Here is a 23,745-nt window from a genome sequence, read left to right as displayed (position 1 = left end):
CTCCCTTAAAAGGCATTGATCCACCCTCAACGCACCCACTCTTCATCGCTCTGCCCTATCCTCTCCCCATGCCCGATCCACGTTTCCTGCATCGCCTCTCCGACGTCCCGGCCATTGCCTGGGACGCCCTGCACGACGGCCACAATCCCTTCGTCAGCCATGCGTTTCTGGCCGGCCTGGAAGAACATGGCTGCCTGCGCCCGGAATGGGGCTGGCGGCCGCGCCACTTGACCCTGTGGGACGGCGACACGCTGGTTGCGGCGATACCGGGCTACCTGAAGGACAACTCCCACGGTGAGTTCGTGTTCGACCACGCCTGGGCCAACGCTTACGCGCGCCACGGCCTGGAGTACTACCCCAAATGGCTGGGCGCGGTGCCGTATTCGCCGGTGACCGGGCCGCGGCTGCTGGCACCCAGCGAGGCCGCCCGGGCCGCGCTGCTGGAAGCCCTGCGGGCCGGGGTCGACCGGATGGGCTGGTCCTCGGCGCATGTCAATTTCCACCTGGCCGACGAAGAGGCCGCGTTCGGGCCGGAATGGATGCTGCGCGAGGACATCCAGTTCCAGTGGCAGAACCCGGGCGACTGGCGCGACTTCGGCGATTTCCTTGCGGCGATGAACCACAAGCACCGCAAGAACATCCGCCAGGAGCGCGCCAAGCTGGCCCGCACCGGCGTGACTTACCGGGTCGTGCATGGCAATGAGGCCAGCGAAGAGGACCTGCTGGCGATGCACGGGTTCTACCTGCAGACCTTTGCCGAGTACGGGAACGCACCGGCGCTCACCTTGCCGTTCCTGCGCCACCTGGCTGCCCGGATGCCGCGCCAGCTGGTGATCTTCCTGGCCCTGATCGACGACGCGCCCGTGGCCGGCGCACTCTGCCTGCGCGGCACCACGACGCTGTATGGGCGTTACTGGGGCGGGGCCACCCTGCCCGGCCTGCATTTTGAAACCTGCTACTACCAGGGCATCGAGTACTGCCTGCGCGAAGGCCTGGCGCATTTCGAACCCGGCGCGCAGGGCGAGCACAAGCTGGCCCGCGGCTTCCTGCCGCAGACGGTACGCAGCCGGCACTGGGTGGCCGAGCCCGCCTTTGCCGAAGCGCTGGCCGACTGGTGCGAGCACGAGCGCGACGAGGTGGCGCGGTATGCGCAGACATTGTCCGGACACAGTCCATTCAAATCTGAAGACCCGGCATGACCCGTCGCCTGCCCTGGGCGCTTGATGCACGCGCCGACGCCCCCTTCCCTCCTGCCGAGACCGCGTTGCGCGAACCGGATGGTTTGTTGGCCGTCGGTGGCGACCTGGCGCCGGTGCGGCTGCTCAATGCCTATGCCGGCGGCGTGTTCCCGTGGTTCTCCGACGGGCAGCCGCTGCTCTGGTGGTCGCCGGACCCGCGCATGGTGTTCCGCACCGACGGCGTGCACCTGTCGTCGCGGTTCCGCCGCAGCCTGCGTGCCAGCCCGTGGGTGGTACGTGCCGACACGTGCTTTGCCGAGGTGATCGCCGCCTGCGCGGGCAGTTTCCGCCCGGGCCAGGACGGGACGTGGATCACCGATGGGATGCGCGACGCGTATGTGGCCCTGCACCAAATGGGGCACGCGCATTCGGTGGAAGTGTTCGATGGCGAGCGGTTGGTGGGCGGCATCTACGGCGTGGCGATCGGGCAGATGTTCTTCGGGGAGAGCATGTTCAGCGCCGCCAGCGGTGGCTCCAAAGTGGCGTTGGCCGCATTGGCCCACCGCCTGGCACAGTGGGGCTGGCCACTGATCGATGCCCAGGTGGAGAACGATCATCTGCTGAGCATGGGGGCCGAACACTGGCCGCGTGAGCGCTTTCTGGCGCTGGTGCGGGAGCAGGTGCGGATGGATGCGGCGGCGGGGAGCTGGACGACGGGGTTTGGTGAGATGGCGGCGGCGGTGCTGGCAAGCCAGGAATCCTGAGGAGCCGGCCAGCGGCCGGCACTACCTGGCGCGGTCGAGAACAGGAGGAGCCGGCCAGCGGCCGGCACTACCGGTGATCGGTCGGGATCGCGGGGAGCCGGCGAGCGGCCGGAAGTGCCGGTGCGCGGCGGGTGAATCGCTGGTAAATCAGGCCGCTTAACGCAAACTTTGCATGAACGGGCGAACGCGCGTAAAATGCCCGCTCTTAAGGCCAGCTCGGCCGTTTACAGAACTGCACAGGACTACATGTCGAAAGACGACTCCATCGAGTTCGAAGGCACCGTCAGCGAGACGCTGCCGAACACCACTTTCCGCGTACGACTGGAAAATGGGCATGAAATCATCGCCCACATCTCCGGCCGCATGCGCAAGAACTACATCCGCATCCTGACGGGCGACCGTGTCAAGGTCGAAATGACGCCCTACGACCTGACCAAGGGTCGTATCACGTACCGCATGAAGTAAGCGGTTCGGGGCGGCTTCCCAACAGAAGCCCCGCCAGAAGGCCAGCCAGGAGCTGGCCTTTTTGCGTGGCCGCGATAAAGCGGCCACCCCCCTGCCAAGCGACACCCTGACCCTGTGCACCCTGACATCGGTAAGGCTGCCTTGACGCAGATTCGCACTGGCGCGGCACCCGACACTCTGGTTGCCGATCCAATCCGGATCGCCATCCCCCGGCCCCTGCCATGAAGACCCTGTCCCTGCTCAGCCTGCTGGCCTGCACCTGTCTTGCCACTGCGGCCCAGGCCGCCGAACCGGCGCCCGCCGCCGACACCGCATGCATCACGCTGTCGGCCGACCAGCAGATCGTGCGCGCCGGCGCCGACCGCGACATCCTGCTGCGCAACGCCGACCAGCACTACGTCGTGCGCTTCAAGGACAGCTGCACCAGCGCCGCACAGACCTCGGACCTGCGCTTTGTCACCCCCGAGCGTGATGGGCAGCTGTGCGGCGGCGGCGTCAGCAGCCTGCGCACCAAAACGCAGAAGTGCACCGTGAGTGAGGTGGAGCCGATCACGCCGCAGCAGTTCGGTGCGCGGGCGCGCGCGCGGCGCTGAGCACTGGATCGGCGGACATGAAAAAGCCCCTTGCGGGGCCTTTTCATGTACCGGCTGCACGTCACGACCAACGGTCGTGTTTTACACCGTTGCCGGCAGCAGGCGCTCCGGTTCGGCCTGCGTTTCCACGAACAGCTCGTCGTCGCGCACGTCGATGCTGACCCGGCCACCGTTGACCAGCTTGCCGAACAACAGTTCGTCGGCCAGCGGACGCTTCACCTTGTCCTGGATCACGCGCGCCATCGGGCGGGCGCCCATCAGCGGGTCGAAACCATGGCGGGCCAGCCAGTCGCGCGCGGTCGGCGTGGCCGACAGGCTGACGTGCTTCTCCTGCAGCAGCATCTCCAGCTCGATCAGGAACTTGTCGACCACGCGCAGGATGTGCTCGAAGCCCAGCGGCTGGAACTGCACCACCGCATCGAGGCGGTTGCGGAATTCCGGCGTGAAGCTCTTGCGCAGGATTTCCATCGCGTCGGTGGCGTGATCCTGGCGGGTGAAGCCGATCGAACGCCGCGAGGCCTGGGCCGCGCCGGCGTTGGTGGTCATCACCAGCACCACGTTCTTGAAGTTGGCTTCGCGCCCGTTGGTGTCGGTGAGCACGCCACGGTCCATGACCTGCAGCAGGATGTTGAAGATGTCCGGATGGGCTTTTTCCACCTCGTCCAGCAGCAGCACGCAGTGCGGGGTCTTGACGATCTTCTCGGTGAGCAGGCCGCCCTGGTCGAAGCCGACATAGCCCGGGGGCGCACCGATCAGGCGACTGATCGAATGCGGCTCCATGTACTCGCTCATGTCGAAGCGGACCAGCTCGATGCCCAGCTGCAGCGCAAGCTGCTTGGTCACCTCGGTCTTGCCCACACCGGTGGGGCCGGCGAACAGGAAGTTGCCGATCGGCTTCTCCGGGTTGGCCAGGCCCGAACGGGCCAGCTTGATCGCCGAGGACAGCGTCTCGATGGCCGGATCCTGGCCAAAGATCACCATCTTCAGGTTGCGCTCCAGGTGCTGCAGCACGTCCTTGTCGGTGGCACTGACCTGCTTTGCCGGGATGCGCGCCATCTTGGCCACGATCGTTTCGATCTCCTCGATGTCGATCAGCTCCTTGCGCTCGCCCTCGGGCAGCAGGCGCTGGCGGGCGCCGGCTTCGTCGATCACGTCGATCGCCTTGTCCGGCAGCAAACGGTCACCGATGTGCTTGACCGACAGGTCCACCGCGGCCTGCAGCGCGTCGTCGGCGTAGGTCACGCCGTGGTGCGCTTCGTAACGCGGCTTGAGGCCCTGCAGGATCTCGTAGGTTTCACCCACGGTCGGCTCGACGATATCGATCTTCTGGAAGCGCCGCGCCAGCGCGCGGTCCTTCTCGAAGATGCCGCGGTATTCCTGGAACGTGGTCGAGCCGATGCAGCGCAGCTCGCCCGACGCCAGGGCCGGCTTGATCAGGTTGGAGGCATCCATGGTGCCGCCCGACGCCGACCCGGCACCGATGATGGTGTGGATCTCATCGATGAACAGCACCGCATTGGGCATCTTCTTCAGCGCGGTCAGCACGCCCTTGAGGCGCTTTTCGAAGTCGCCCCGGTACTTGGTGCCGGCCACCAGCGCGCCCAGGTCGAGCGAGTAAATGATCGCATCGGCCAGCACGTCGGGCACCGAACCTTCGACGATGCGCTTGGCCAGGCCTTCGGCGATGGCCGTCTTGCCCACGCCGGCCTCGCCCACGTAGAGCGGGTTGTTCTTGCGGCGGCGGCACAGCACCTGGATGGTCCGCTCGATTTCATCGCGACGGCCCACCAGCGGGTCGATCCGGCCGTTGCGGGCGGCCTCGTTGAGGTTGCTGGCAAACTCGGCCAGCGCATCGCCCTTGCCTTCGCCCTCGCCGCCCTCGGCGCGGCCTTCACCATCGGCCGCCGGCGGCACTTCGCCGTCTTCGCCCAGCTTGGCGATGCCGTGGGACAGGTAATTGACGATATCCAGCCGGGTCACATCCTGCTGGTTGAGGTAATAGACCGCGTGGGAGTCCTTCTCGCCGAAGATGGCCACCAGCACGTTGGCGCCGGTCACTTCCTTCTTGCCCGAGGACTGCACGTGGTACACGGCCCGCTGCAGCACACGCTGGAAGCCAAGCGTGGGCTGGGTGTCGCGGCCATCATCTTCGGCCAGGCGCGAGACCGAGGCCTCGATGGCCTGCTCCAGCTCCTGGCGCAGGCGCTCGGCGTCGGCCCCGCATGCCTTCAGCACGGCTTGGGCGGACGGGTTGTCGAGCAGTGCCAGCAGCAGGTGTTCCACCGTCATGAATTCATGCCGGGCCTCACGGGCGCGCTTGTAGCACTGACCGATGGTGTGTTCGAGGTCTTTACTGAACATGTTCTACTCCGGCGGCAGGTGGGAACAATATGCGGCCTAGCTGCGCAATTTCCATCACCCTAGCGGATTGGTGCGTTCAGACAGCGTTAGCGGTCCAACCCCACCCGGTTTCCCCAAGGTGCTTCCCAGCAACTCCATGATGCCTGAACTCCAGCTCACGAAATGGCAGCTTGTCCGTGATGGCGACGTCATCACCACCCCGCACGCCCGCCTGTGGCCGGTCCGCCTCCCCGACGGTTCCGCGGCCATGTTGAAGGTGAGCACGGAGACCGAGGAGCGCAACGGCCACCGGCTGCTGCGCTGGTGGGACGGCGACGGCGCGGTGCGGCTGCTGGCCCATGACCACGAGGCGGTGCTGCTGGAGCGCGCCCAACCGGGCGAATCGCTGCGGCCGATGTCCATCGCCGGCCAGGATGCGCAGGCCACCGCGCTGCTGTGCACGGCTGCCGAACGCCTGCACCGCCCGCGCGGCGCGGCGCCGGAGGGGCTGGTGCCACTGCAGGACTGGTTCCGGGCGCTGCTGCAGCCCGGCGTGGCGCTGTCGCCATTGCTGGAACAGTGCAGATCACTGGCAACGGCAGTGCTGGCCACGCAGATCGAGGTGCGCCCACTGCATGGCGACCTGCACCATGACAATGTGCTCGACGGCGGCGCGCGCGGCTGGCTCGCCATAGACCCCAAGCGCCTGCTTGGCGACCGCGCCTTTGACTACACCGTGTTGTTCTGCAACCCGGACCTGTGCGGGCCGGGCATCCATGTGGCCATCCACCCGGACATCTTTGCCCGCCGCGTGGACCAGGTCAGCGCGCTGGCCGGACTGGAGCGCACGCGCCTGCTGCGCTGGATCGCGGCCAGCGCCGGGCTGTCGGCGGTGTGGTTCCTCGAGGATGGCAGCGCCGCCGACGTCGATCTGGCGGTGGCGGCCATGGCCCTGCGTCAGTTGGCACGCGCCAGCGGCTAGCCGCTGGTCTTCTCCATGGTGCACAGCAGCGGGTGCTGGTTCATGCGCGAGAATTCGTTGACCTGGGCCACCTTGGACTCGGCAACCTCACGGGTGAACACCCCGCACACGCCGCGACCGCGGGTGTGGACGTGGAGCATCACCTGGGTGGCCTTGTCCAGGTCCATGGCAAAGAAGCTCTGCAGGACGGTCACCACGAAATCCATCGGGGTGTAGTCATCGTTCAGCAGCATCACCTGGTAGAACGGCGGCGGTGCCACCTCCGGCCGGGCCGGTTCCAGCATGACGCCGTGATCGTGGTGGGGTTCTTGGTTGGGCTCGCGGGGCATCCGCACATTATAGCGGGATTGGACGCCGCCTCTGTCGCCCTTCACAATCTGCATACCCACCCCACACTTTCACAGGGATTTCATGAAAAGGATCGTCACCGCGCTGTTGCTGACCGCCACGATGTTCGGCGCCCACGCAGCCGAACCCGACAAGGCCGTCGGCCGTGTGCTCAAGCAGCTGGACTACCCCTACGAGATCGACGAGGACGGCGACTACAAGCTGGTCTTCGATGCCGGCGAGGACCGTACCCAGCTGGTGTTCGTACGTTCGTCGGTGGAAGAGTTCGGCAGCCACAAGATCCGCGAAATCTGGTCGCCCGGCTACAACTCCCCCGGCAAGCAGTTCCCGGCCGCGGTGGCCAACCGCCTGCTGGAAGACTCGCAGGACGCCAAGATGGGCGCCTGGGTGAAGCAGGACCAGCTGGCCATGTTCGTGGTCAAGGTGGACGCCAATGCCAGTTCGGCCGCGCTGAGCGATGCCATCGATGCGGCCATGCGCACCGCCGATGCCATGGAAAACGAGCTGACCGAGACGGACGAATACTGAGGTGAATGCCGTGCAGGACCCGCGCTGGACGCCCCATGTCACCGTCGCCACCGTTGTGGTGCGTGACGGGCGCCTGTTGCTGGTGGAAGAGCGTATCGACGGCCGTGACGTGCTCAACCAGCCGGCCGGGCACCTGGAGGCGGGCGAAAGCCTGGCCGCCGCGGCGGTGCGCGAGACCCTGGAAGAAACCGGCTGGACGGTGCGCCTGAGCGCCTTCATCGGCGTCTACCAGTGGACCGCGCCCGACGGCACCGCCTTCCTGCGCTTCGCCTTCGCTGCCGCGCCGGTCGAGCACGATCCGGCCCGGCCGCTGGACACGGGCATCCTGCGCGCGCTGTGGCTGACCCCGGCCGAGCTGCAGGCCAGTGCGGCACGCCTGCGCAGCCCGTTGGTCTGGGAGGTCGTGGCCGACTACCTGGGCGGCCATCGCCATCCCCTGTCGCTCCTGAAGGAAACCGCATGAGCACGCCCCGGGTGATGGTCGGCGTGTCCGGCGGCGTGGACTCCTCGGTGGCGGCCTGGCGGCTGGTCCAGCAGGGCGAGCCGGTGGCCGGGCTGTTCATGCAGAACTGGGCAGACGACGGCAGCGGCGACTGCCGGGCCGAGGACGACCGCCGCGACGCGGTGGCCGTGTGCGGCCTGCTGGGCATCCCGTTCCACTTCCGCGATTTCTCCTCCGAATACTGGCAGGGCGTCTTCGCGCACTTCCTGGCCGAATACGCCGCCGGCCGCACCCCCAATCCGGACGTGCTGTGCAACCGGGAAGTGAAGTTCAAGCATTTCCTGGACGCGGCCCGCGAACTGGGTGCCGAACGCATCGCCACCGGCCACTACGCCCGCGTGGCGCAGGTGGGCGGGCGCTGGGCGCTGCTGCGCGGCGCCGACCGCAGCAAGGACCAGAGTTACTTCCTGCACCAGCTGGGCCAGGAACAACTGGCGGCCACCCTGTTCCCGATCGGCGACCTGCAGAAGAACGACCTGCGCCGGATCGCCCGCGACGCGCGGCTGCCCACCCACGCCAAGAAGGATTCCACCGGGATCTGCTTCATCGGCGAGCGCGACTTCCGCGAGTTCCTGGGCCGCTACCTGCCGGCCAGGACCGGCGAGATCCGCGACCCGGACGGCGCCCTGATCGCCGAACACCCCGGCGTGTTCTATTTCACCTTGGGCCAGCGCGAGGGCCTGAACATCGGCGGCGTGCGTGGCCGCCCGGCCGCGCCCTGGTATGTAGTGGGCAAGGACGTGGCCAGCAACGTGCTCTACGTGGACCAGGACCGTGACAGCCCCTGGCTGCTCTCGACCCGGCTGCATTCCGAGGCCGCCCACTGGATCGCCGGCGCCCCACCCTCCCGCCGTTTCGACTGCACCGCACAGACCCGCTACCGCCAGCCCGATGAACCCTGCACGGTGACCGTGCGCGACGATGGCACCCTGGAGGTGCTGTTTGCGCGCCCGCAGCGCGCCGTCACCCCCGGTCAATCGCTGGTGTTGTATGACGATGAGGTCTGCCTGGGTGGCGCGGTGATCGCCGCCACCGACGCGCCGCTGGAACAGCGGCTGCGGACTGCCCCTTCCCCCTTTGAGGTATCTGCTGCATGAGTTTTTCCGTCGACGACCGCGTTCTTGCACTGGCCGGCATCGCCCAGGCCCTGCAGCAGGTGCGCCGCATCGCCGAAACCGGCCACTCCGAAGCGGCCGTGGTGCGCACCGCTGTAGACAGCGTGTTCCGCATCGATGCCGAGACCCCGCAGGCCATCTACGGCAGCCCGGCCAACGTGGCCCCGGGGCTGCGCCTGCTGCACAACTACTTCCGCAACCAGGGCCAGGACGACGCCCTGCCCCGGCTGGCGCTGGCCGTGCTGCAGCTGGAGCGCCGGTTCGTGCGTGAGCATGCGGTGGTGGACAAGGTGAGCCAGGGCATCGAGCGCGCCCAGCGCCAGGCCACCGAGCTGGGCGACAGCGCCCACCCGGACGTGCTGGCCGCCCTGGGCGGGCTGTACGCGGACACCATCAGCAATCTGAAGCCGCGGGTGATGGTCCAGGGCAACCCGCACTACCTGGGCCAGGCCGGGGTGGTGGCCGAGATCCGCGCCCTGCTGCTGGCGGCGGTGCGGTCGGCGGTGCTGTGGCGCCAGACCGGCGGCCAGTACTGGGACTTCCTGTTCTCGCGCAAGGCGATGATCGAAGCAGTGGACCGCCAGCTGCGCTGACTCACGGCGGGCGGGTAGAGCCACACCATGTGTGGCTTCGGGATGAGGGGTTGCGTGCAGCCACCCGTGGGGTGGCGCTACCATTGATGGATGCGGGTAGAGCCACCCCATGGGTGGCTGGGTTGGGCGGTCGGGGATCCCGCATCCACCCATGGGGTGGCGCTACCGCGGGGAGGTTTTTCGATGGAATGTGCAGTGCAGCACTAAAGCAAATGGGGGTACGGCCGATACCTCAACCGTGCACTTCCCGAGAACGTCCATGTACTCACGCATCTTCATCCGTCTGGCCGCCCCCCTGGTCCTGACCCTGCTTCTTCCTTTCGCCATCGGTTTCGAATGGCCCGCCGCGCTGCGCTGGGCCATCCTGACCACGATGACGCTCAGCTGGCTGGGCTTTGCCTGGTGGACCGCCCGGGCCCAGACCCAGCGGTCACCCGAGCATGCCCGCATCCTGCGTGAGCAGGACCAGCTGCTCACCGAGCTGCGCAGCTTCGTTGCCAACGAAGTGGACGGCTCCCGCGGCGAAGTCGAACGCGCCCGTGATCTGATCCGCCATGCGGTCAGCGGCCTGGGTGGCAGCTTCGACGCCATGAACCGCAAGTCGCGCCAGCAAAGCCAGGCATTGGCCCGCATCGTCGACCGTGCCGGTGAAGACGGCGGCGCCGGTGTCGACGTGGCCCGCTTTGCCCAGCATGCCAGCCATCGCATGGAGCAGCTGGTGGAAGCCCTGGAGCAGGTCAGCGGCCAGAGCAGCAACACCGTGCAGCACATCGACCAGATGGCGCAGCACCTGGATGGCATCTTCGCCCTGCTGGAAGACGTCAAGTCGATTGCCGACCAGACCAACCTGCTGGCGCTGAACGCGGCCATTGAAGCGGCGCGTGCCGGTGAGGCCGGTCGCGGCTTCGCGGTGGTCGCCGACGAGGTGCGCAACCTGTCCGAGCGCTCCACCACGTTCAACGAGCAGATCCGCAAGTTGGCGCACAGCTCCAAGGACGCCATCGCCAAGGTCCGCGAGACGGTCTCGCACATGGCCTCGCGCGACATGGACCGCTCCCGCGAAGCGCGTCACGAAGCAGCGCAGATGCTGGACAACGTGGCCCAGATCAATGCCTCGCTGGGCGACGGCATGCGCGAAATCTCCGAGTGTGGCCGTGCCATCGACAGCAGCGTGGCCGAAGCGGTCCGCGCCCTGCAGTTCGAAGACATCGCCACCCAGGCGCTGGGCGGGGTGCATACCCACCTGGACCGCCTGACCGCCATCAACCGCGAAGCGGTGGCCCTGCAGGAACTGCTGCACCGCAATGGCGGCGTGTTCGACGAAGAAGTCGTCAGCGCCCTGCAGCGCACCGGCAGCCGCCTGCGTGAAATGCGCAGCGAGTGGGAACGCCCGCCGCACAAGGCCGTTGCCCAGCAGAGCATGGCCGCTGGCGCGGTCGAGCTGTTCTGACCCAGATGTTCCGTGCCGGCAACGGCGCCCACAACGGCCCCGGTTTCCCCGGGGCCGTTGTGCTTGCAAGATCCGTCCTGGCTGCAGATGATCGACCCATGCTGTTGACGAACACCCCCCATGCCGCCCCGTCCTCTTCCGCCCCCCTGCCCGAGGCAGTGGCTGCGCCGGAGGAACGCATCCTCCCGCCCTCGCCTGTTCGCACACCCGAGCCGTTGCGTGGCCGCGCATTGCTGGCCCAGCTTGAGCAGCTGGCGCAGCGGGAACTGGCGCAGTTGGCGGCACAGGGCGGGCTTGCCGGATCGTCAGGCGCCGCTGCCGTGGACCCGGCATTGATCGGCCTGGCCTGGGACCTGGGGCTGAGTGGCGATGCCGTAGCGACCGCTTCCCCGGACCCGATGCATCCCCCGCACCGTCCATGACATCCGGCTTGAGGCGCGTGGCACTGCATGCGCAGGGGCTGGCGTCACGGGCGCCGTTCGGCGAAGGCCCGGCGGGCACCCACCGCGCCATCGCCCACCTGGGCTATGTGCAGATCGATACGCTGTCGGTGGTGGAGCGCGCGCATCACCACGTGCTGTGGAATCGGGTGCCCGATTACGACCCGGCGCACTTGAACCGCCTGGTCGGCGAGCGGCAGATTTTCGAGTACTGGTATCACGCGGCGGCCTATCTTCCGATGTGCGATTACCGCTATGCGCTGCGCCGGATGCACGCGATACGGACGGGAGAAAGCCGCTATTTCCGTGGCGGCGACCCGCGGCTGATGAAGCAAATCCTGGCGCGGATCCGCGCCGATGGCCCGATGCGGATGCGCCACCTGGACCCGGGCACCAAGGAAGCCGGCAGCTGGTGGAACCAGGGGCCCGGCCGGCGCGCCTTCGAGACGCTGTTCATGCGCGGCGACCTGATGGTGTGCGAGCGCAACGGCATGGAGAAATCCTACGACCTTGCCGAGCGCTGCCTGCCCGACGACATCGACCTGCGTGTTCCCACGCTGGGTGAGTACGCGACCTATCTGTTCGAGACCACGCGTCGGTCACACGGTGTGTTCACCCTGAAACAGCTGCTGCACCTGCAGGCCGGAAAGGATCTGCGCGATGCGATGCGCGCAGTGGTCGACGAACGGGTCGATGCGGGTCAGGTGAGCGTGTGCAAGGGCGACGACGGGGTGACCACCTACGTCGATGTGGCCGCGCTGGACCGTCCGATGCGGCTGCGTCGCGAGGTGAAGATCCTGTCCCCGTTCGACAACCTGGTCATCCACCGCGACCGCCTGAGTGCCTTGTTCGCCTTCGACTACCGGGTCGAGTGCTATGTGGCGGCGGGCAAGCGCGTGCATGGCTACTTCTGCCTGCCCCTGCTGTACGCAGACCAAGTGGTGGGCCGGGTGGACTGCAAGGCGCACCGCAGCGAGCAGCGGCTGGAGGTGATAAGTCTGCACCTGGAGCGCGACGATCTGGATCGCGATCACTTCCTGCCTGAACTGCGCAAGGCGCTGCACCGGTTCGCGGTGTTCAATCGATGTCCAGAGCTGGACGCACGCGCCGTGGATGGGATGGCGCTGCGGTAGTGGTTGCCTGCCTGCCGACGGCCGATAGTTGTGCCATCGGGTGTTGGCCGACGACGTTTGTGCGCCCCGCCCCATCATTGTCTGAGCCACCGCGGTCCATCCGCCGTCTATCCGGATTTGCCACGGGGGGGTATCCTGTTTTGCGGCGCCGGCCTGCAAGGGTGCCGGCATCCACAAGGAACAGTATGTCCGAACTGACAGATTTCCATCTTTTCTGGGGCGAAGCGATGGCGGCGGCGGAGCGGCATGCCGCCTCGATGGAAGCCGATGGCGCCGAAGATTTCGCCCGGCAGCTCTATCGCGAGTACCTGGAACAGGGCGCACCCAAGGCGCGCAAGAAATGGCTGGCCACCCGGCTGGCAAACGCCTTTCCCTGCATGGATGCCAAGCCGAAGTGGGTGGGTGAGCCGGCCTGGTTGTACTACCAGGGGCAACCGATGGTGTTCCTGCACCAGTTCCAGGTCAGCATTGCCGCGCAACACCTGATCGGCCACATGTCATTGGGCGAAACGCTCTACATGTTCGGAGGGCGACACCGATTGGGCCCTGGCCCCGACGATGGCTGGACCGACATCTACCGCATGTCCGTGCAGACCTACGAAGGCGACACGGTGGGGGAGATTCCGGGCCCGCAGGGGTAAGCGCACCCACCCGATCCGCGGTAGAGCCGACCGTTGGTCGGCTGCACCGGCAGGTAATCCCCCAGGCAAACACGCGCTTTACAACAAGTTGCATCGACACAGCCCCGGGACTTTTCCAACATCGGCTCCCCCTGAGACGAGTTGCTTCCCCATGGCTGAATTCACGCCACACCTCTCGATTGACCTGAAGCCACTACCCGCCGGTGCCGAGCCGTGGCTTCTTGAGCCCATGGAACTGAACATTCTCCGGCGCACCCTGGATGAAACGGGCGACTTCCAGCAGCCGTATGCCGCACTGGAGGACCTTGATGACGCGGACGCCGGCAGTGTCGATGCGAACGTTGAGGTTTCCTCGGTGCAGCTCGATGACGGCCCCCCTGCGATCCTCATCGAAGATGACGGGGCCGAGGATGTGCAGGACTATCTCGTGCTGGAGGCCCCATGGCGTGGACTGCCCGCTGGCACGTTGCTGCACAGGTCCGGGCAGAGTGCACGCGCGCTGACCGTTGACGACACGGACCCCGGCCGGACGCGCGCACTGACGATGTTGGTGTTCCTGGACCTGCTGATGATCGTTTCGGGGCCGGAAGCCGGCGCGTGATGAGACCGCGTCAAGCCACCCTCTCTGGTAGAGCCGACCGTTGGTCGGCTGCACCGGAAGCAGCCGACCAGCGGTCGGCTCTACCGGGGGGCGCGTGCGATCAAATTGCGCGAGTCGGTGACGCGGTGGCGAAGATTCCGGGGCTGCTGGGGTAAGGCCATCTACGAACGTAGAGCCGGCCGTTGGTCGGCTGCACCGGGAGCAGCCGACCAACGGTCGGCTCTACCCGCCAAATGTGCGTGACCAACGGAACCCCGCGAACGTTGGGGGATCGCGCGCGATCAGATCGCGTGGCTCAGCGCGACCACCGCCTCGCGCGGCGCGATGCGGGTGCCGCCGGTCTTCAGCCACTGGGCCAGGTCGCGCGGGGTGAGCGGGCGCGAATACAGATAACCCTGGATCTCGTCGCAGCCCTGGCGGCGCAGCATGGCTTCTTCCTGCTCGGTTTCCACACCCTCGGCGACGACCTTCATGCCCAGCGCATGGCCCAGGTGGACGATGGCCTGGGTGACTTCGGCCGTGCCGGTATCGTGCAGCATGCCCTGCACAAAGCTGCGGTCGATCTTCAGGCGGCCCACCGGGAAGCGGTTGAGGTAATGCAGATTGGAGAAACCGGTGCCGAAGTCGTCCACCGCCAGCGGCACGCCGTGGCGTTCGAGCACGTCGAAGCAGTGGCGCAGGACGTCGGTATCCCGGATCAACGCAGACTCGGTCAACTCCAGCTCCAGCCGCTGCGGGGGCCAGCCGTGGGCATGGCAGATGTCGATGACGCGTTCGGCGAAGCCGCGGTCGCGCAGTTGCACCGCCGAGACGTTGACCGCCACGCGGTCGAACGCCAGGCCGGCCGCATCCCAGGCGGCCGCCTGGCGGCACGCCTCGGCCAGCACCCAGTCACCGATGCGGACGATCTCACCGCATTTTTCGGCGATCGGAATGAACTCGGCCGGGCTGCAGTAACCGATACCGGGCCGATGCCAGCGCAGCAGGGCTTCGATCGCCGGCGGCTGGTCGTTCTCGGCGTGCAGCAGCGGCTGGTAGGCCAGGGTGAACTCTTCGCGCTCGATCGCGCCCAGCAGCGCATGCTCGATCTCCAGCTTGCGCTGGATCTTGGCCAGCGCGTCCTGGCTGTAATACTGGTAGGTGTTGCGCCCCGCTTCCTTGGCGGCGTACATCGCCGCGTCGGCCGCGCGCAGCAGCGATTCAAAGTCGTGGTGGCTCTGATCAAGCATGGCGATGCCCACGCTGGCGCCCACCTTCAGCGTGGTCTCGCCGCGCTGCAGCGGCTCAGCCAGCGAGGCGATCAGCTTGCGGGCCACGTGGCCGGCGTCCTCGGGGTCGGCCAGGTCACGCAGCACCACGATGAACTCGTCGCCGCTGAAACGGCCGAACAGGTCGGCGTTGCGCAGGTTCTGGTGCAGGCGGCTGGCCGCCGCCTTCAGCAGCGCATCGCCGGTGGCGTGGCCGAAAGTGTCGTTGATGGTCTTGAAGCCATCCAGGTCGATGAACAGCATGGCCAGCGGCGCGCCACGGTCGCGCGCTTCTTCGATGGCATCGGCGGTCTGTTCGCGCAGCAGCATGCGGTTGGGCAGGCCGGTCAGCAGGTCGTAGTGGGCCAGCAGTTCGATGCGCTCGTTGGCTTCGCGTTCGCGGGTGATGTCACGGAACAGCACCACGAAGCGGGTCGGCAGGCCATCGCGGCGGTCCAGTTCAATCAGCACCTGCACCCAGATACGCAGCCCGGACTGGCGGTAGAAGCACAGATCCAGCTGCTCGGGCAGGCCGCCGTCGGCGATACGCTCCAAGGCGGCCTCGAAGGCATTGCGCGAGTCCTGGGTGTACAGGGCCAGCGCCTGGTCCAGGCTGATCGGCTCCTTGCGCAGGCCGTGGATGCGGTAGCACTCCTCGGTCCACTGCATGTTGCGGGTGGTTACTTCGATTTCGCAGCCACCGATGCGGCCCAGCGCCGACACGCGGTTGAGCAGTTCGGTGCGCCACCGGATCAGCGCGTCGGTCTGGTGCTGTTCGGTGATGTTCTGGACCTGGCCCAGCAGGCGCTGGATGCGCCCGTCTGCGCCGAGCAGCGGCTGCATCCACAGCCGCAGGTGCAACGCACCTTCGCGCTCGCGCGGCAGTTCCAGCTCCAGCGTGGTCGGCTTGCCATCGCGCAGCATGCGCCGCCAGGCGTGGCGCAGCAGGCTGCGCGAGCGCGGTTCAAGCTGGCGCAACCAGCGCCGACGCCCGCTCAGCGGATCTTCGCCCACGCCGAGCAGGGCGCGGAACTCCGGCGACCACCAGAACTGGCGCTGGGCCGGGTCCCACGACCAGCTGCCCATGCTGGCGATGCGCTGGGCTTCGCGCAGGTGCACCTGCTGCTCCAGCAGCTGCGCCTCCAACTGCTTCTGGGCCTGGATGTCGGTGTGCGTGCCCACCATGCGCAGGGGTTGGCCGTCGGCGGTACGCGCCACCACCCGGCCACGGTCGAGCACCCAGCGCCAGTCACCGTCGGGATGACGCAACCGGTACTGGGCGGTGTACACCTCGCCGTCGCCGCGCAGGTGGGCGTCCAGGGCGGCGCGTACGGCCGCCTGATCGTCCGGATGGACCGGAGCGAGCAATGCCGCGGTGACATCGCCCCGGGTGACTTCTTCGGCCGGTACCGGCTGGTCGTCCCAGCGCCGTGACCGGATCACCGCGTCGCTGGGCAGGTCCCAGTCCCACAGGCCATGGCCGGCGTGGTCCAGGGCCAGCTCCCAGCGGCTGCCGGCATAGCTGGCCACCGGCTCGGGCACGCTCAGCGTGAAGGCCAGCAGGTTGCCGTCCGGGTCGTGCACGGCCCGCATCCAGCCATCCAGGCGACCGCGCGGTCCGCCGGGCAGCTGGCAGGGCACCAGGCCTCCATCAGCCGCCAGCAGGCGCAGGTCTTCAAGCAGCTCGCCATAGGCCGCCACGGTTGCCGGCAGCCCAAGCTCGCGCGCGACCGGGTTGGCCGCCAGCGGCCGCCCGGCCCGGTCGAGGATGACCAAGGCCGACGCCAATGGGTGCTGCAGCAGACTCGCGATAATCCCTTGGTCCACGCGGTAAGACTCCGATAACGCACCCGACGACCGGGAACGCAATCGTTAGCGGCGGATTTCGCCAATTATTGAGCGGTGCGCGGCGTGCACCCCCAAATGGCATGACACCCACTAAGATGCAGTTCGCCCGCCCCGAAGGTCCCCGACCCGTCCATGCCTGTCGCCCCCTCCGGCCTGCCCCACCCCACCGCCCCCGAACGCCCGCTCGCCCAGGCCCTGCGCCGCGACCGCTGGCGGGTGGTGGCCGGTTACCTGGTGCTGGCGCTGGTGTGGATCCTGTGCAGCGATGCCGCGGTGCAGGTGATGGCCGGCGACATGGCCACTGCGGCGCGATGGCAGACCGCCAAAGGCACCTTCTTCGTGGTGGCCAGCGCCGGGCTGATCTACCTGCTGCTGCGTCCGCTGGCCCAGCACGTGCTCCACGCCCATTCGCGGCTGGAGAGCTCCGAAGCCCGCCACCGGCAGATGTTCCAGGACAACCCCGGGCCGATCCTGGTGTACGACCTGGAATCCCTGGCGATCCTGGATGTGAATCCCGCCGCGAGCAGCCTGTTCGGCTGGGACCGCGAGGCATTCATGGCCATGCCGATCAGCGCGCTGTGGCCTCCCGGCGACGAGCCCCAGCTGGCCGCCAAGCTGGCGGAGATCCGCGCCGAGCCCGGCGAACTGTGTGTGTTGACCGCCGACCTGCAGTTGCGTGACGGCAGCCGCCGGCGCATGGAAATGCGCAGCAACGCCATCAATTACGGCGGACGCCCTGCCCGGCTGCTGATCGCCATCGACCGCACCAGCGAAACCCAGGCCCTGCGCCGCCGCGACATGGCCCTGGCGCGGGTCGAGGAAGCGCACGAAATGGCCCGCATCGGCGCATGGGAAGTGGACCCGGCCACCGGGCTGGGCCGCTATTCCAACCAGGTCTATCACCTGCTGGGCCGCCGTCCGCCGGAAGCGCGCCGCTGGCATCGCTTCGAGGAACTGCTGGTGCCGGCCGACCCGGCCACGGCTGCACTGAGTGAGCAGCTGCTGCAGGACATGACCGGCGAGCAGGTGCAGATCGACGTGCTGCTGCCGCTGCTGGCGATGGACGGACGTGCGCTGATGGTGCACCTGCGCGCCGAAAGCGGGCACGACGACGCCGGCCGGCCCCGCGTGCTGGGCACGCTGCAGGACGTCACCGAGCGCGAGCAGTCGCGTCGCCTGCTGCGTGAGCGCGAAGAGCAGTTCCGCGAGCTGGTGCGGGTGCTGCCCGATGGCGTGGTGATCCTGTCCGACGAATACGTGCTGTATGCCAACGCCTGCGCGGCGGCGCAGTTCGGCTATGGCCAGCACACGCTGCTGGGCGAGCCGCTGTCGGCGCTGGTGGACGCCGGTGATCTGGCGCGGGTGCGGGCGCAGCTGTTCGCGCCGATCCCGCTGCCGAGCACCGGCGCCGGTGAAGTGATCGGCATGCGCCGGCTGGACCGGCAGCGCTTCCAGGCCGGGCTGGCCGTGGGTGACGTGCGCTATGGCGGACGCAACTGCAAGCTGTTGATCGTGCGGGACCTGAGCGAACCCGAACGGATCCGCGAAGCCCTTGAAACCAGCAACCGCGAATTGCAGGCGATGGCCGGGCGGTTGTTCTCGCTGCAGGAAGATGAGCGCCGCGCGATCTCGCGCGACCTGCATGATGACATCGGCCAGGCGATCACCGCGATGAAGCTGTCGGCGTACGCCGCACAGGATGAGGCCGATGACGCGCGCCGCGGCGAAGACCTGGAACAGATCATCCAGCTGGCCGATGCCACCGTGGGCAAGCTGCGCGACATTTCCACGCTGTTGCGCCCGCCACAGCTGGACGCGCTGGGGCTGGAAGCCGCGCTGCGCTGGCAGGCTGGCATGTTGTTCCGCTCGGCGGCCATCGAACTGCTGGCCGACATCCAGGCGCTGCCGCGACGCCCGCAGGGCGATATCGAGCAGGCCTGTTTCCGCATCGCCCAGGAAAGCCTGACCAACGTGCTGCGCCACGCGCGCGCCAGCCAGGTGAGCCTGCAGCTGCATGACGTGGGCGACAGCGGCCTGCACCTGCAGGTGCGCGACGATGGCGAGGGCTTCGACCCGGAAGGCCCGCGCGGGCTGGGGCTGATCGTGATGCGCGAACGCGCGCAGAGCGTGGGCGGCACCCTGCGCATCGAATCGGCGCACGGCGCCGGCACCCTGATCGACCTGTACCTGCCGTATCGCAGCAGCGCTGCGGCCACTCCCGATACTCTGGAACACTGAACATGTGGAACCCTTCCCTGCCCCTGGTCAGCATCGAGGACGCACCACCGCGCCTGGGTGCGGGCAATCCCGAGCTGCAGGCGATGGTCACCGAGGCCGCCTCCGGTGGCACCCCGCTGATGCTGATGCACGTGGACATCGACCATTTCGCGTCGGTCAACGAGAACATGAGTGCCGAAGTCGGAGACCAGGCGCTGGTGCTGGTGGCCCAACGCCTGCAGCACCACCTGCGCGGCCGTGGCAAGCTGTGGCGGCATGGCAGCGACGAGTTCCTGATCGCGGTGCCGCGCAGTGCCGGCGTGCCGTTGCCGGAAGACCTGGCCGAGGAGATCCGCCAGCAGCTGGAACTGCCGTTGTCGGTGCTGCCGTACACGCTGTTCATGACCGGCAAACTGGGCGTGAGCCTGTGCCCGGAACATGCCACCGGCACCTCGCGCCTGCTTGACCACGCCGAAGACGCCCTGCACCAGGCCGCCCGCGAAGGCGGCAATGCGGTCCGCATCCATGCCGTGGACACGCCGTCCAGTGCGCACAGCGAGAGCATCATTGCGCGCCAGATCGTCGACGCCATTCCCAATGGCGAGCTGAAGCTGCGTTACCAGCCACTGGTGAGCGCACGCGACGGCCACGTGGTGGGCATGGAGGCGTTGCTGCGCTGGCAGTCGCCCACGCTGGGCATGCTGGTGCCGGAGCGCTTCATGCGCACCGCCGAACGGCTGGGCATCATCGTGCAGATCGGCACGTGGGTGCTGGAAGGCGCGCTGAAGCAGGCCAAGCTATGGCGCGACCAGGGCTTCGACGATTTCACCATCGCCGTCAACGTGTCCACGCTGCAGCTGCTGCGCCCGAACTTCTTCGCCGAAGTGATGTCGGTGCTGCAGGCCGCTGGCGTACCGGCGCAGATGCTGACCCTGGAGATCAACGAAAGCGCGCTGACCAACAACGTCAATTTCGTGCATGAAACCCTGGTCAACCTGCGCAACGAGGGGATCAGCCTGAGCCTGGACAACTTCGGCACCGGCGATTCCAGCCTGAGCGCCCTGGTGCGCTACCCGGTGGACAAGCTGAAGATCGACCGCAGCTTCATCAAGAGCGCGCCGGCCGGCAACCGCGAAGCGGCGATCGCGCGCGCCATCATCGCCATGGGCCACCAGCTGGGCATGACGGTGATCGCCAATGGCGTGGAATCGCAGGCGCAGCTGGGCTTCCTGCGGCGCAACGACTGCGACGTGTTCCAGGGCTACCTGTTCGGCGAGCCGATGTCGGCCGATGCGGCCGGCATGACCCTGCGCCGCCGCTACCTGCGCCCGGAAGCCTTCGCCGAGACCCGCCCCGATCGCACGCTGCTTCTGCTGGACGACGAGGAGAACGTGCTGCGCTCGCTGGTGCGGCTGTTCCGTCGCGATGGCTATCGGATCCTGGCGGCTGGCAACGTACGCGATGCGTTCGACCTGCTGGCGATCAACGATGTGCAGGTGATTCTGTCCGATCAGCGCATGAGCGACATGAGCGGCACCGAGTTCCTGGGCCGGGTGAAAATGCTGTACCCGGACACGATCCGGCTGGTGCTGTCGGGCTACACCGACTTGAATACGGTCACCGACGCGATCAACCGCGGCGCGATCTACCGGTTCCTGACCAAGCCGTGGAACGACGACGAGCTGCGCAAGCACATCCACCAGGCGTTCCGCACGCATGAGGAACAGCGCCGGGCCAATACGGCGCCGCCGGTGGCGCTGCCGGCGGTGGACGAGGACTGAGGGCGCCAATCATCGCGGGACGACGACCGAGGACGCCCCTCATCGAGGTAGAGCCGACCGTTGGTCGGCTGCTTTAGGACGCCCCCGCGCGATGCAGCCGACCAACGGTCGGCTCTACCCCCGGTGGGGGGCGACGGCAGCCGACCAACGGTCGGCTCTACCCGGCAGGGTGCGTCGGTGGCCGATCAACGGTCTGCTCGTGTGTCGGTAGCCGGGCAGAGCCCGGCTCTACGTGGCGGGATGCGTCAGCGCGGCTGTTTGATCGGCAGGACCAGGCGGAACCTGGAGCCTACGCCCGGGGTGCTGTCCAGGTCGATGCGGCCGTGGTGCTTGTTGACGATGCTGTAGGAGATCGACAGGCCCAGGCCGGTGCCGCTGCCCACCGGCTTGGTGGTGAAGAACGGGTCGAAGATGCGCTGGCGCAGGTCCGGCGAGATGCCGCCGCCGGTGTCTTCGAACTCCACCCACACGTGGTCGCCGTCCACGCCGGTGCGCACCGTAATCGTGCCGCGATCGGCGATCGCATGGCCGGCGTTGAGCAGCAGGTTCATGTACACCTGGTTGAGCTCGGACGGCAGGCATTCCACCAGCGGCAACTGGCCGAATTCGCGCTGCAGGGTCACCTTGTACTTGAGCTCGTTCCAGATGATGTTGATGGTGGACTCAAGCCCGGCATGCAGGTCGACCAGCTTCCACGATTCGTCGCGGCCGGAATACGAGAAGTCCTTCAGGTCGCGCACGATCCGGGTGACCCGCTCGATGCCCTCGCGCGACTCGGCCATCAGCTGCGGCAGGTCGCGGCTGATGAAGTCGATGTCGAAGCGGGTGCGGATATCGTCGATCTCCGGGATCAGCGCCTTCGGGTCCGGCGCGCGCAGGGCGCGCTCGTACGCTTCGATCACGGTGAACAGGCTGCGCAGGTACTCCTGCAGGCTGCCCAGGTTGGAGTGCACGTAACCGATCGGGTTGTTGATCTCGTGCGCCACGCCGGCGGCCAGCTGGCCGATGGAGGCCATCTTCTCCGACTGCAGCAGCTTTTCCTGGGTGCCGTTGAGGCGCAGGTATGCCTGGCGCAGCTCGGCATGGCGCTGCTGCAGTTCGCGCTCGTAGTCTTCCTGGCCTTCAATGCGGCGGAACAGCGCCAGGTAGTGGCGCTGGCCCGCGTCTTCGTGATGGTAGACGTGGGCGATGACCATGCGCTCGCCGACCGGCAGGCTGCCGTTCCAGTGGCCGTGCTGGCGTGCGTGCTCCAGCGCGTCCGGCGGCAGCAGTTGGCGCAGCCATTGCGCCGCGCCCAGGCCGGCGGCGTCTTCGGCGTGGCCGAGCATTTCGCTGACCGCGGCATTGGCCAGGGCCACGCTGCCATCCTCACGGAACAACAGCATGCCTTCGTTGACCCGCTCGAACAGGGCAAGCAGGACCGGCTGCGGCGGCAGCGGTGCGGTGACAAGATTGGAAGAAGCGGTCACGGTCACATCGGGCAGTCTAAACAGGCGCCCAATATACGCGTTGACCCGCGTGACGGCAGCCCGTGCACGCGCAGCGGCCCGCGAGGGGCCGGATCAGGCGACGGCCAGCGGCCGCCGCGTATGCAGAATGTTGGCCTGGCCCTTGGCGTCATACGCCGAGGACGCTTCGCTGCGGCCCAACTGGCGCAACGCCCAGTTGACCTCGCGGCGACGGCGCGAGAGCAATACGCCGTTGGCGCGGTTGCGCTCGGCCAGCTCCTGCAGGCGTTCGCCCTGCCCGACCGGCAGCGTGGCCTCGAGCGCACGCAGCGCGTCGAGCTTGGCCCCGGTGGCGCGGATCAACGCCTGCACGTCATGCTCCACCAATGCCTGGCGTTCGACGTCCAAGGCATCGCTGAGGCGCTGCAATGGCTCGCTCATCGCCAGGTTCATCCCTGCAGCTGCTGGTCCAGCTCGAGCATGCGCGAGGCAATGGCATCGGGGTTGATCTTGTAGGTGCCGTTCTGCAGCGACTCGCGCACGGCCTGCACGCGGCCGGCATCGATGGCCGGGGCGGTGCTCAGCTCGCGCTGCATGGCCTGCAGGCTGGTGGCCTCGCCGGTCAGGCGCAGGCTGTCGGCAGCCTCGACCGGACGGGTCGGGCCATCGGTGCTGGCTGCCGGCTTGCTGCCAAGCGCGACGCTGCGCAGATGGGCGGTGGCCTGCAGGTTGCCGTCGATTTTCTGGCTCATGAAGTTGTCCTGGGAATGCGGTTCACAAGGGATAACGGCATGGGGACCGCCATCTTTAGGGGGTTCTGCGGTTTTTTTGACGATTTCCGCCGCAGGTTCAGCAATGTGCTCAGCGCGTCACAAAAACGTCGCCGTTGGTGGCCACCGTACCCTGCACGACCTTGCGTGAGGACAGATTCTCCACTGAAACACGTTCATTTTCACCGGCATCGGCCAGCGCCTTGCCGGCCACGCGGACTTCCACCCCGCCAAAGCGCGAGACCAGCGCCACGCTGTCGCCCCGACGCACCAGGCGCTGGGCAAGCAGGTCGTTGGCGGCGAGCAGGCTGCCGGCACTCAAGGTGCGCCGGGCAACCCGCCCGACTGCGGCGGCCGGATCGGCCAGCGCCGCCCCGGCAATCCGGGCCACGTCACGCTGGGCAGTCGTGATATCGGCCAGCGCGATGGTTTCTCCAGCGGCGATGCCACGGTTGAGAATGAGCACGGTCTGGTTGCGGCGGATCTTGACCGGCACAAACAGCCGCCAGCCGCCAGCATCCGGGCAGCTCACTTCTACTGTAGTAGTGCCGGTGGGCTGGGCGCGCAGGCCCTGCCCGCAGATGGGCAGGCGCAACGCCGAATCGAGGGTGGTGTCGCCTTCGCTGCCGGCCGGGAGGGTCGACAGCGCGGCGGCGCGGATGCTGTCCACCGGCTGCCAGGCACCGGCGGCAGACGCAGGCGCGCCGGCAACGGCAAGCAGGGCAAGGATGATCCAACGCATGGCGACTCCTGGGGCAAGG

General features: G+C 67.6%; 23 protein-coding genes. 16 read left to right on the top strand and 7 right to left on the bottom strand.

The window, feature by feature from the left end:
- Positions 1 to 68 precede the first annotated feature (68 nt).
- The 4 genes from ACZ0AE_RS09670 to ACZ0AE_RS09655 all read left to right on the top strand — a co-directional run bounded on the left by ACZ0AE_RS09670 (position 69) and on the right by ACZ0AE_RS09655 (position 3,000).
- Positions 69 to 1,199 carry a GNAT family N-acetyltransferase gene (locus ACZ0AE_RS09670; RefSeq protein ID WP_463600929.1) on the top strand — a complete coding sequence of 377 codons (1,131 nt, stop codon included), beginning with the start codon at positions 69 to 71 and terminating at the stop codon, positions 1,197 to 1,199.
- Positions 1,196 to 1,942: a leucyl/phenylalanyl-tRNA--protein transferase gene (gene aat / locus ACZ0AE_RS09665; protein WP_463600928.1), complete on the top strand. Its 747-nt coding sequence runs from the start codon at positions 1,196 to 1,198 to the stop codon at positions 1,940 to 1,942. Before ACZ0AE_RS09670 ends, aat begins: the two co-directional genes overlap by 4 nt.
- Positions 1,943 to 2,188: 246 nt before the next feature.
- Positions 2,189 to 2,407, top strand: a complete 219-nt coding sequence (infA, locus tag ACZ0AE_RS09660; protein ID WP_005409596.1) for a translation initiation factor IF-1 — start codon at positions 2,189 to 2,191, stop codon at positions 2,405 to 2,407.
- A gap of 221 nt (positions 2,408 to 2,628) precedes the next feature.
- The gene (locus ACZ0AE_RS09655; RefSeq protein ID WP_051598826.1) at positions 2,629 to 3,000 is read left to right on the top strand and encodes a hypothetical protein; all 372 of its coding nucleotides are present in this window, start codon (positions 2,629 to 2,631) and stop codon (positions 2,998 to 3,000) included.
- An 81-nt stretch (positions 3,001 to 3,081) separates the two neighbouring features.
- Here ACZ0AE_RS09655 and clpA read toward each other — a convergent pair whose 3' ends face one another.
- The gene (gene clpA, locus ACZ0AE_RS09650) at positions 3,082 to 5,361 is read right to left on the bottom strand and encodes an ATP-dependent Clp protease ATP-binding subunit ClpA (RefSeq protein WP_137189450.1); all 2,280 of its coding nucleotides are present in this window, start codon (positions 5,359 to 5,361) and stop codon (positions 3,082 to 3,084) included.
- Between the two features lie 139 nt (positions 5,362 to 5,500).
- Between clpA and ACZ0AE_RS09645 the strand changes: the two genes are divergently transcribed.
- Positions 5,501 to 6,322, top strand: a complete 822-nt coding sequence (locus tag ACZ0AE_RS09645; protein ID WP_463600927.1) for an APH(6)-I family aminoglycoside O-phosphotransferase — start codon at positions 5,501 to 5,503, stop codon at positions 6,320 to 6,322.
- On the opposite strand, the gene clpS is transcribed toward ACZ0AE_RS09645, so the two are convergent.
- Entirely contained in the window at positions 6,319 to 6,651 is a 333-nt protein-coding gene (gene clpS, locus ACZ0AE_RS09640) for an ATP-dependent Clp protease adapter ClpS (RefSeq protein WP_038688394.1), read from the bottom strand. The two genes, ACZ0AE_RS09645 and clpS, sit on opposite strands and share 4 nt — an antisense overlap.
- A gap of 82 nt (positions 6,652 to 6,733) precedes the next feature.
- Between clpS and ACZ0AE_RS09635 the strand changes: the two genes are divergently transcribed.
- The 9 genes from ACZ0AE_RS09635 to ACZ0AE_RS09595 all read left to right on the top strand — a co-directional run bounded on the left by ACZ0AE_RS09635 (position 6,734) and on the right by ACZ0AE_RS09595 (position 13,673).
- Complete coding sequence (locus ACZ0AE_RS09635; protein ID WP_038688395.1) at positions 6,734 to 7,198, top strand: hypothetical protein; 465 nt, start codon at positions 6,734 to 6,736, stop codon at positions 7,196 to 7,198.
- 1 nt (position 7,199) lies between these two features.
- Positions 7,200 to 7,661: an NUDIX hydrolase gene (locus ACZ0AE_RS09630; RefSeq protein ID WP_038688398.1), complete on the top strand. Its 462-nt coding sequence runs from the start codon at positions 7,200 to 7,202 to the stop codon at positions 7,659 to 7,661.
- Entirely contained in the window at positions 7,658 to 8,797 is a 1,140-nt protein-coding gene (gene mnmA / locus ACZ0AE_RS09625) for a tRNA 2-thiouridine(34) synthase MnmA (protein ID WP_463600926.1), read from the top strand. The genes ACZ0AE_RS09630 and mnmA overlap by 4 nt, the downstream gene beginning before the upstream one ends.
- Entirely contained in the window at positions 8,794 to 9,408 is a 615-nt protein-coding gene (gene hflD, locus ACZ0AE_RS09620; RefSeq protein WP_137189445.1) for a high frequency lysogenization protein HflD, read from the top strand. Before mnmA ends, hflD begins: the two co-directional genes overlap by 4 nt.
- Positions 9,409 to 9,667: 259 nt before the next feature.
- Positions 9,668 to 10,858, top strand: a complete 1,191-nt coding sequence (locus tag ACZ0AE_RS09615; RefSeq protein WP_038688404.1) for a methyl-accepting chemotaxis protein — start codon at positions 9,668 to 9,670, stop codon at positions 10,856 to 10,858.
- A gap of 98 nt (positions 10,859 to 10,956) precedes the next feature.
- Positions 10,957 to 11,280, top strand: a complete 324-nt coding sequence (locus ACZ0AE_RS09610; RefSeq protein ID WP_463600925.1) for a hypothetical protein — start codon at positions 10,957 to 10,959, stop codon at positions 11,278 to 11,280.
- Positions 11,281 to 11,297: 17 nt separating this feature from the next.
- A complete protein-coding gene (locus tag ACZ0AE_RS09605) occupies positions 11,298 to 12,431 on the top strand; it encodes a winged helix-turn-helix domain-containing protein (RefSeq protein WP_463600924.1) in 1,134 nt (377 codons plus the stop codon).
- A gap of 185 nt (positions 12,432 to 12,616) precedes the next feature.
- Positions 12,617 to 13,072, top strand: a complete 456-nt coding sequence (locus ACZ0AE_RS09600) for a hypothetical protein (RefSeq protein ID WP_463600923.1) — start codon at positions 12,617 to 12,619, stop codon at positions 13,070 to 13,072.
- A gap of 151 nt (positions 13,073 to 13,223) precedes the next feature.
- Positions 13,224 to 13,673, top strand: coding sequence for a hypothetical protein (locus ACZ0AE_RS09595; protein WP_038688412.1), 450 nt, complete (start codon positions 13,224 to 13,226; stop codon positions 13,671 to 13,673).
- Positions 13,674 to 13,954: 281 nt separating this feature from the next.
- On the opposite strand, the gene ACZ0AE_RS09590 is transcribed toward ACZ0AE_RS09595, so the two are convergent.
- Positions 13,955 to 16,747, bottom strand: a complete 2,793-nt coding sequence (locus ACZ0AE_RS09590) for an EAL domain-containing protein (protein WP_463600922.1) — start codon at positions 16,745 to 16,747, stop codon at positions 13,955 to 13,957.
- 153 nt (positions 16,748 to 16,900) lie between these two features.
- Between ACZ0AE_RS09590 and ACZ0AE_RS09585 the strand changes: the two genes are divergently transcribed.
- Positions 16,901 to 19,006 carry a sensor histidine kinase gene (locus ACZ0AE_RS09585; protein WP_463600921.1) on the top strand — a complete coding sequence of 702 codons (2,106 nt, stop codon included), beginning with the start codon at positions 16,901 to 16,903 and terminating at the stop codon, positions 19,004 to 19,006.
- Positions 19,007 to 19,008: 2 nt separating this feature from the next.
- Positions 19,009 to 20,766 carry an EAL domain-containing protein gene (locus ACZ0AE_RS09580; protein WP_038688418.1) on the top strand — a complete coding sequence of 586 codons (1,758 nt, stop codon included), beginning with the start codon at positions 19,009 to 19,011 and terminating at the stop codon, positions 20,764 to 20,766.
- 245 nt (positions 20,767 to 21,011) lie between these two features.
- Here the strand turns inward: ACZ0AE_RS09580 and ACZ0AE_RS09575 are convergent, their stop codons facing one another.
- The 4 genes from ACZ0AE_RS09575 to flgA form a co-directional block, all read right to left on the bottom strand.
- Positions 21,012 to 22,151 (bottom strand): ATP-binding protein, encoded by a 1,140-nt coding sequence (locus tag ACZ0AE_RS09575; RefSeq protein ID WP_392732944.1) that lies wholly within the window; start codon positions 22,149 to 22,151, stop codon positions 21,012 to 21,014.
- Between the two features lie 177 nt (positions 22,152 to 22,328).
- Positions 22,329 to 22,661: a flagellar protein FlgN gene (locus tag ACZ0AE_RS09570; RefSeq protein ID WP_463272645.1), complete on the bottom strand. Its 333-nt coding sequence runs from the start codon at positions 22,659 to 22,661 to the stop codon at positions 22,329 to 22,331.
- A 2-nt stretch (positions 22,662 to 22,663) separates the two neighbouring features.
- Positions 22,664 to 22,966, bottom strand: a complete 303-nt coding sequence (gene flgM, locus ACZ0AE_RS09565; RefSeq protein WP_038688422.1) for a flagellar biosynthesis anti-sigma factor FlgM — start codon at positions 22,964 to 22,966, stop codon at positions 22,664 to 22,666.
- A 109-nt stretch (positions 22,967 to 23,075) separates the two neighbouring features.
- Positions 23,076 to 23,726: a flagellar basal body P-ring formation chaperone FlgA gene (gene flgA / locus ACZ0AE_RS09560; protein WP_463600920.1), complete on the bottom strand. Its 651-nt coding sequence runs from the start codon at positions 23,724 to 23,726 to the stop codon at positions 23,076 to 23,078.
- Positions 23,727 to 23,745: the final 19 nt, after the last annotated feature.

The organism is Stenotrophomonas sp. AC248 (assembly GCF_979258185.1).
Note: the sequence above shows the minus strand (reverse complement) of the source record. Positions and strands in the feature narration are given on the sequence as shown.

Coding starts and splice junctions, on each gene's coding strand:
- ACZ0AE_RS09595 (WP_038688412.1), top strand. CDS start 13,224: ATGGCTGAATTCACGCCACACCTCTCGATTGACCTGAAGCCACTACCC.
- ACZ0AE_RS09580 (WP_038688418.1), top strand. CDS start 19,009: ATGTGGAACCCTTCCCTGCCCCTGGTCAGCATCGAGGACGCACCACCG.
- ACZ0AE_RS09635 (WP_038688395.1), top strand. CDS start 6,734: ATGAAAAGGATCGTCACCGCGCTGTTGCTGACCGCCACGATGTTCGGC.
- infA (WP_005409596.1), top strand. CDS start 2,189: ATGTCGAAAGACGACTCCATCGAGTTCGAAGGCACCGTCAGCGAGACG.
- ACZ0AE_RS09645 (WP_463600927.1), top strand. CDS start 5,501: ATGCCTGAACTCCAGCTCACGAAATGGCAGCTTGTCCGTGATGGCGAC.
- ACZ0AE_RS09575 (WP_392732944.1), bottom strand. CDS start 22,151: ATGCTGTTGTTCCGTGAGGATGGCAGCGTGGCCCTGGCCAATGCCGCG.
- clpA (WP_137189450.1), bottom strand. CDS start 5,361: ATGTTCAGTAAAGACCTCGAACACACCATCGGTCAGTGCTACAAGCGC.
- ACZ0AE_RS09585 (WP_463600921.1), top strand. CDS start 16,901: ATGCCTGTCGCCCCCTCCGGCCTGCCCCACCCCACCGCCCCCGAACGC.
- aat (WP_463600928.1), top strand. CDS start 1,196: ATGACCCGTCGCCTGCCCTGGGCGCTTGATGCACGCGCCGACGCCCCC.
- flgA (WP_463600920.1), bottom strand. CDS start 23,726: ATGCGTTGGATCATCCTTGCCCTGCTTGCCGTTGCCGGCGCGCCTGCG.
- ACZ0AE_RS09655 (WP_051598826.1), top strand. CDS start 2,629: ATGAAGACCCTGTCCCTGCTCAGCCTGCTGGCCTGCACCTGTCTTGCC.
- ACZ0AE_RS09670 (WP_463600929.1), top strand. CDS start 69: ATGCCCGATCCACGTTTCCTGCATCGCCTCTCCGACGTCCCGGCCATT.
- flgM (WP_038688422.1), bottom strand. CDS start 22,966: ATGAGCCAGAAAATCGACGGCAACCTGCAGGCCACCGCCCATCTGCGC.
- ACZ0AE_RS09610 (WP_463600925.1), top strand. CDS start 10,957: ATGCTGTTGACGAACACCCCCCATGCCGCCCCGTCCTCTTCCGCCCCC.
- ACZ0AE_RS09615 (WP_038688404.1), top strand. CDS start 9,668: ATGTACTCACGCATCTTCATCCGTCTGGCCGCCCCCCTGGTCCTGACC.
- hflD (WP_137189445.1), top strand. CDS start 8,794: ATGAGTTTTTCCGTCGACGACCGCGTTCTTGCACTGGCCGGCATCGCC.
- clpS (WP_038688394.1), bottom strand. CDS start 6,651: ATGCCCCGCGAGCCCAACCAAGAACCCCACCACGATCACGGCGTCATG.
- ACZ0AE_RS09600 (WP_463600923.1), top strand. CDS start 12,617: ATGTCCGAACTGACAGATTTCCATCTTTTCTGGGGCGAAGCGATGGCG.
- mnmA (WP_463600926.1), top strand. CDS start 7,658: ATGAGCACGCCCCGGGTGATGGTCGGCGTGTCCGGCGGCGTGGACTCC.